Origin of the sequence: Candidatus Magnetaquicoccus inordinatus, assembly GCF_004217665.1 — a bacterium.
Taxonomy (GTDB): Bacteria; Pseudomonadota; Magnetococcia; order Magnetococcales; family Magnetaquicoccaceae; genus Magnetaquicoccus; species Magnetaquicoccus inordinatus.
The window spans coordinates 1-6319 of record NZ_RXIU01000212.1 but is presented as its reverse complement, the minus strand read 5'-3'; the positions used below and the strand labels follow the sequence as shown (position 1 = coordinate 6319).

Sequence of the window (6319 nt, the reverse complement as noted above, 5' to 3'; positions counted from 1 at the left end):
ATGGAGAATATTCTATGGAGTTCAACCCTCACCTCCCTCCGTGACACCCTCCTCCCCCGTCTCATCTCCGGTCAACTTCGATTACCCGAAACTGAAGAGGCATCATGACCGAAGAGCAGTTGGAAAAAGAAGTCCTTGGTTGGTTGGGTGAGACTGGCTATACGCATCTGCACGGCCCGGATTTGGCCCCGGATGGAAACTCCCCAGAACGCAAAGATTACCGACAAATCCTCCTCATTGACCGTCTCCGCAGTGCCATTGCCCGTTTGAATCCTTCCGTACCCTCCACAGCTCAAGAGGATGCCCTCAAACAGGTGGTCAATCTAGGGTCTCCGGTACTGCTTTCGGCAAACCGCCATTTTCATCATCAGTTGGTGGGTGGGGTGAAGGTGCAATACCAGAAGGATGGGGAGACACGAGGAGATTTCGTGCAACTCATCGACTGGAGCCATCCCGCCAACAATGAATGGTTGGCGGTCAATCAATACTCGGTCAAAGGTCCACGTCACACCCGCAGACCGGATATTATTCTGTTCGTCAATGGTCTGCCTTTGGTGGTGCTGGAGTTGAAGAATCCGGCGGATGCGGAGGCCGACATCTGGAAGGCGTTTGAGCAACTCCAGACCTACAAGGAACAGATTACCGATTTGTTCCAATACAATGAAATCCTTGTGATTTCTGATGGAAGTGAAGCCAGGATGGGATCTTTGTCCGCCAATGCGGAACGGTTCATGAGATGGCGTACCATCGATGGTGTCACACTGGACCCGTTGGGTCAGTTCAACGAGTTGGAAACCCTTATCAGGGGCGTTTTCTCACCAGTCTATTTATTGGATTATATTCGATATTTTGTTTTGTTTGAAGATGATGGAACCCTGGTCAAAAAGATTGCCGGGTATCACCAGTTCCATGCGGTACGAGCCGCCATTCAACAGGTGGTGGAGGTATCCCGACATGGAGGAGAGAAGAAAGAAAAAGGCAAAGGGGGTGTGGTGTGGCACACCCAAGGAAGTGGCAAGAGCATCACCATGACCTGTTTTGCCGCACGGGTGATGCAGGAAGCGGCAATGGAGAATCCCACCATCGTGGTCATCACCGACCGCAACGACCTGGATGGGCAACTGTATGGTGTCTTTTCGTTGGCTCAGGATTTGTTGAGAGAGCAGCCGGTTCAAGCCACCACTCGTCAAGACCTGCGGCTGAAACTCAAGAATCGCGCTTCCGGGGGTATCCTCTTCACCACCATCCAAAAATTTATGCCGGGGGAGGATGAAGACACCTTTCCCCAGCTCTCCGACCGTCACAACGTCGTGGTGATTGCTGACGAAGCGCATCGCACCCAATACGGCTTTGCCGCTGCTCTGAAGGGGAAACCGGGTCAGGAAAAATTCCAAGTTGGTTATGCCCAACATCTGCGGGATGCACTCCCCAATGCCACCTTTGTAGCCTTCACCGGAACCCCTGTTTCAAGCGAAGATAAGGATACCCGTGCGGTCTTTGGTGATTACATCCACGTCTACGATATGCAGCAGGCCAAAGAGGATGGGGCTACGGTTGCCATCTACTTTGAATCAAGACTGGCAAAACTGGCAATCAATCCAGAAGAGTTGCCCCATATTGATGCCGAGGTGGATGAATTGGCCGAGGATGAAGAGGAGAGCCAACAGGATAAGTTGAAGAGCAGATGGGCAGCCTTGGAGAAGGTGGTTGGTGCTGAACCTCGCATCACCAGCATTGCCACGGACCTGGTGGCCCATTTCGAGGAGAGAAACAAGGCGCAGACCGGCAAAGCCATGGTAGTGGCGATGAGTCGGGAAATCTGTGTACATCTCTATAATAAAATCATTGAGTTGCGTCCTGACTGGCATGATATGGACCCGGAAAAGGGAGCCATCAAAATTGTCATGACCGGTTCCGCCAGTGACAAGCCTCTCCTTCGACCCCATCTGTATGGCTCTCCGGTCAAAAAGAGACTGGAGAAGCGGTTCAAAGACCCCAAAGACCCACTCCGCTTGGTGATTGTGCGGGATATGTGGTTGACCGGGTTTGATGTCCCTTGTCTCCATAGCCTCTACGTCGATAAACCGATGAAGAGTCACAATTTAATGCAAGCCATTGCTCGCGTGAATCGGGTATTCAAGGATAAACAGGGCGGTTTGGTGGTGGATTATATCGGTATTGCCAACGAGCTGCAATCTGCCCTCAAGGAGTATACCAACAGCAGAGGCCGTGGCCGGCCCACGGTGGATTCCTCAGAAGCTTATGCGGTGCTGGCAGAAAAGCTGGACATCATCCGGGGAATGCTGAACGGATACGACTACAGCGATTTCCTCACCACCGGCCACAAGAGGTTGGCCGGAGCCGCCAACCATGTATTGGAACAAAAGGACGGCAAGAAGCGGTTCTGTGATGAAGCGTTGGCCATGAGCAAGGCGTTCACCCTCTGCTGTACGCTGGATGAAGCCAAAGCAGTTCGGGAAGAGATAGCCTTCTTCCAGGCGGTACGGGTCATTTTGACCAAGAGGGATATCAGTCAGAAAAAATTGACGGACGAAGAGAAGGAACTGGCCATCCGGCAAATCATCAATTCCGCTGTGATCTCAGAGCAGGTCGTGGATATCTTCGATGCGGTGGGATTGGATAAACCCAACATCGGGATTCTGGATGATCAATTCCTGGCAGAGGTGCAAAATCTTCCCGAACGGAATTTGGCGGTGGAGCTGTTGGAACGACTCTTGAGCGGGGAAATCAAATCCCGCTTTTCCAGAAATCTTGTTCAGGGAAAAAGGTTTTCGGAATTGCTTGCCAACGTCATCAAGAGATACCAGAACCGGGCGATTGAAACCGCCCAGGTGATTGAAGAGCTGATTGGGATGGCGAAGAAGTTCAGGGATGCAGCACACCGGGAAGGGGAGCTTGGACTAACGGAGGATGAAATCCGCTTTTACGATGCCTTGGCGGATAATGAATCGGCGGTTCGGGAGCTGGGTGATGAGACTCTGAAGAAGATAGCCCAAGAGTTGACTGACAATCTCAGAAAAAACATTACAGTAGACTGGTCATCCAGGGAAAGCGTTCGGGCCACCTTGCGTTTAATGGTGCGCCGTATCCTGCGCAAACACAAATATCCTCCAGACCAACAGGATGCGGCAGTGCAGTTGGTGTTACAACAAGCAGAGGCTTTGGGCGAGGAGTGGCTAAACAATTAAACTGCAACCTGCCTTGCCTCCCTGTTCCATTGAATACGAACAACCTCTGTAACTATTCAGGTTCGTGCTGGCTCGCCAGCTCTACCCAGATGACGATAAGCAGAATACCCTCATTCTGAATTATGGAAATCGAGCCGGTAGTTAGCAATAGACCATCACAAGCACAGCAATGTCATTAATGACAATGAATAACCTTTAAGAACTATCATTGCTGTTCAGGTACATCCCAACTTTAGAGGGGAGAATGTGCGTCAGACGCACACACAGAGACAGGAACAAGACATCAGTGCGTAGGGGGAGACTGTGGGGGAGATAGAGGAGGAACAGGGACAGAATACGGTTGACGAAGCTCCTGGATGGTGGGTTGGTAGTAGGTAGGAACAGGAGGCACAAGCCGATTGATTGCAGCCACTCCCCCAAGAACGGCGATGCCTGTAACGATCACCCATTTGATGGTTTCCACCTTGGCAGTCTCAATATCTCTGCGTAGTTCCGCTTTGGTGGTCTCAATCTTTGCTTCCAATCTCAGTTCAACTTCCCGAACATCACCCTTGGTGGCCAACTCCTGTAGTCTTGTTTCCTCTACCTTTTTAATGACATCAGAGAGCATTTCCACCTGTGCCTCCGCATGGGCAGCAGGGATACCGGCTGTCTCCAGTCTCTTTACGAAGGCCAATGTATCGAACGGTACGGTAATGGATGTGCTCATGACGATTACTCCTCCCAATGTGGATACGTCTATACTGTATCGCACCAAAGCGGCTATGGAAAGAAAAATGCAGCAGGGAAATGCACTTCACATATCCCCATGCTACTGTGCATCCCTTATCCTCATCACTGTTTGTCGAGACACTCCTTGCTCTCTAGCAACCTGGGCAACACTGGTTCCAATGGCCAACTGCTGAAGAATCAGAGAGGCTTTGCTGTCATTGGTCACCTTTGGTCTGCCGAGGCTCTTTCCTTCCTTCTTTGCTCTGCTGAGACCAGCATGGGTTCTTTCAATGAGGATGTCTTTTTCCATCTCTGCTACTGCTGCCAGAGTGGTCAAGACAATCTTACCTGCTGGTGATGTCAATTCCAGATCACCTAACTGCAACAGACGAACAGTACACCCTGCAGCTTCCAAGGCTCTGACTGTGCTGAGTACGTCTACTGCATCCCTTCCTAACCGATCCAACTTGCTGACTATCAATCTCTTTGCTGTCTTAGCTCTCTTGATGGTATCCATCATCTTGGCAAATTCTGGTCGATTGAGGGCAGGAACAGAGCCACTAATCGTATCAGCATAAACAAGGTCTAACTGATAACCAGCCTGGGCAATCTCAAGCAGTTGGTTTTCTGTGGTCTGGTTGCTGGTGGAAACCCTGAGATAGGCAAAAGTCTGCATCTTGATCACTCCTTAATTATCCTGCTGGTAATGCGTTCAAAAAGGATGTTCAAAATACATAATGTCCAAAAATCTGTCAACAGGTTTATGGACACCCATTTTGATGATCATTTCTCCATGTCCATATACGGTCGTTTTTGGACAGTGTTGAAAGAATGATGGACGTTAGTGATGAACGTTAGTACAAGTAAGAGGAAGAGAGAAAGAGGAAGCCTGATTAAGGAAGGATGAATCTTGAACAGGTAGGAACACTGACTTGATAGCTCATGCTTATACTCTGCATGGATGTACTTGTGTACGGATGTGTTCTCTGTACGGATGGAAGCCAGGAACAGAATACCGTAATTCTAAATGACGGAAATATGTGTTCTCTGTACGGATGGAAGCGAGACCTACATCCACTCGACTGCTGTAGCTTTTTTTCATGTGTTCTCTGTATGGATGGAAGCCAGGCATGGGCAATTGCTCACAAGGCTCTACTGTTGACAGAGAACGACACACAGGCTTGCCCTCAGTCAGATCAAGGGCAACCATCAACAAGACTCTCCTGTTGACCTGAAGTGGCAGTGCTGACAGAGCATGAGTTGTTGACTATGCCGATTAACTGTTGCTAGATTGAAGCTTGGCAAGGTTGGTGGAAAACGTTGGTGGAAAGCAGCTTAGAAGAGAAAAAAGCGAAGCTTGTAACTGATTGATTTTGCTTAAACGGGAGCACACAAGAACAGACTGGCGGAGGAGCAGTCCGTCGAACTCCAGTTGCAACATATTGAATTTACATCTATTTTTCAATGACAATTTTTTGCTACCCACGATACTACCCATGATCACCTTCAAATATTACTTTTCATGTCAGAAATCAAACGTGACGTGAAAGGGGAGTGTAGCCTGCCGATTACCCCCGGTCAACATCTTCCCTGGCCAATGGCGAGACAAGCCTATTGACTTTGCCATGGTGAAAAAGCGATGATACGGCAGATTGAGTACACACGGGAGAGAAAGCGATGGCAACCACTACTTTTGACACCATGGCTTATGCCAAACGGTTCAAAGCCGCCGGATTTACAGAGCAACAAGCTGAAGAGGTTGTGACAGCGTTGCGAGAGGTACGTGATACCCGTATGGAAGAATTGGCCACTAAAGCCGATCTTGCCGAAACAAAGGCCGAAATCATCAAGTGGATGTTCGGTGTTGCCGCCGGACAGGCTGTGTTCATTGTCACCATCTTGAAAATGTTCCAGACACACTGACCGACTGCTCCAACTCCTGCCACGCCTCCTGGACGATAGAGTTAATCACCATCCAGATGTGCACTGCCATTGCCCACACATAGCCAACCGGTCAACTATAATGCCTAATGCTGGCTCTCAGTGTGATTCTCAGGCTCGTTCTCAGTGTGGCCGGCAGGGTAGTGGCCGCAATACAGCAAACGCTGCCAGAATCGCGTATAGTGCGAGCAATGCCATGTCTGCCTGTCCTGCCAGAAATGTATGTCTTGCTGGCTATGCGCGTCGTGCGGTAATCACCTGCCTTGCTGCTACTGCGCTTCGTGCTGACTGTGCTTGTCATGCTTGAGTTGCCGTTGATGCCCGTCATGCGCTTAATGCGCTATATGCGTGCTGTGCTGTGCCTGCTTATCATGCGAATGGCACCTATCTGGCTGGCAATGCTGTTATCTCAATAATTGCCTATCGTGCCGATAGTGCATTGATTGCGTTTTGTGCCG

4 protein-coding genes are annotated in these 6319 nt (G+C 49.8%); 2 read left to right on the top strand and 2 right to left on the bottom strand.

Annotated elements, in window-relative coordinates; all coding sequences use genetic code 11:
* Positions 1-104 precede the first annotated feature (104 nt).
* Positions 105-3209, top strand: a complete 3105-nt coding sequence (locus tag EJP87_RS13060; protein WP_130472314.1) for a type I restriction endonuclease subunit R — start codon at positions 105-107, stop codon at positions 3207-3209.
* A 283-nt stretch (positions 3210-3492) separates the two neighbouring features.
* Here the strand turns inward: EJP87_RS13060 and EJP87_RS13055 are convergent, their stop codons facing one another.
* Both EJP87_RS13055 and EJP87_RS13050 read right to left on the bottom strand, forming a co-directional pair.
* On the bottom strand, positions 3493-3918 hold the full coding sequence (locus EJP87_RS13055) for a coiled-coil domain-containing protein (protein ID WP_130472313.1): 426 nt from the start codon (positions 3916-3918) through the stop codon (positions 3493-3495).
* 102 nt (positions 3919-4020) lie between these two features.
* On the bottom strand, positions 4021-4596 hold the full coding sequence (locus EJP87_RS13050) for a recombinase family protein (protein WP_130472312.1): 576 nt from the start codon (positions 4594-4596) through the stop codon (positions 4021-4023).
* 1001 nt (positions 4597-5597) lie between these two features.
* On the opposite strand from EJP87_RS13050, the gene EJP87_RS13045 reads away from it, so the two are divergent.
* Positions 5598-5843, top strand: a complete 246-nt coding sequence (locus tag EJP87_RS13045) for a CCDC90 family protein (protein ID WP_130472311.1) — start codon at positions 5598-5600, stop codon at positions 5841-5843.
* Positions 5844-6319: the final 476 nt, after the last annotated feature.

Bases quoted from the DNA above. Each gene is read 5' to 3' on its own strand.
- EJP87_RS13055 (WP_130472313.1), bottom strand. From the start codon at position 3,918: ATGAGCACATCCATTACCGTACCGTTCGATACATTGGCCTTCGTAAAG.
- EJP87_RS13045 (WP_130472311.1), top strand. From the start codon at position 5,598: ATGGCAACCACTACTTTTGACACCATGGCTTATGCCAAACGGTTCAAA.
- EJP87_RS13060 (WP_130472314.1), top strand. From the start codon at position 105: ATGACCGAAGAGCAGTTGGAAAAAGAAGTCCTTGGTTGGTTGGGTGAG.
- EJP87_RS13050 (WP_130472312.1), bottom strand. From the start codon at position 4,596: ATGCAGACTTTTGCCTATCTCAGGGTTTCCACCAGCAACCAGACCACA.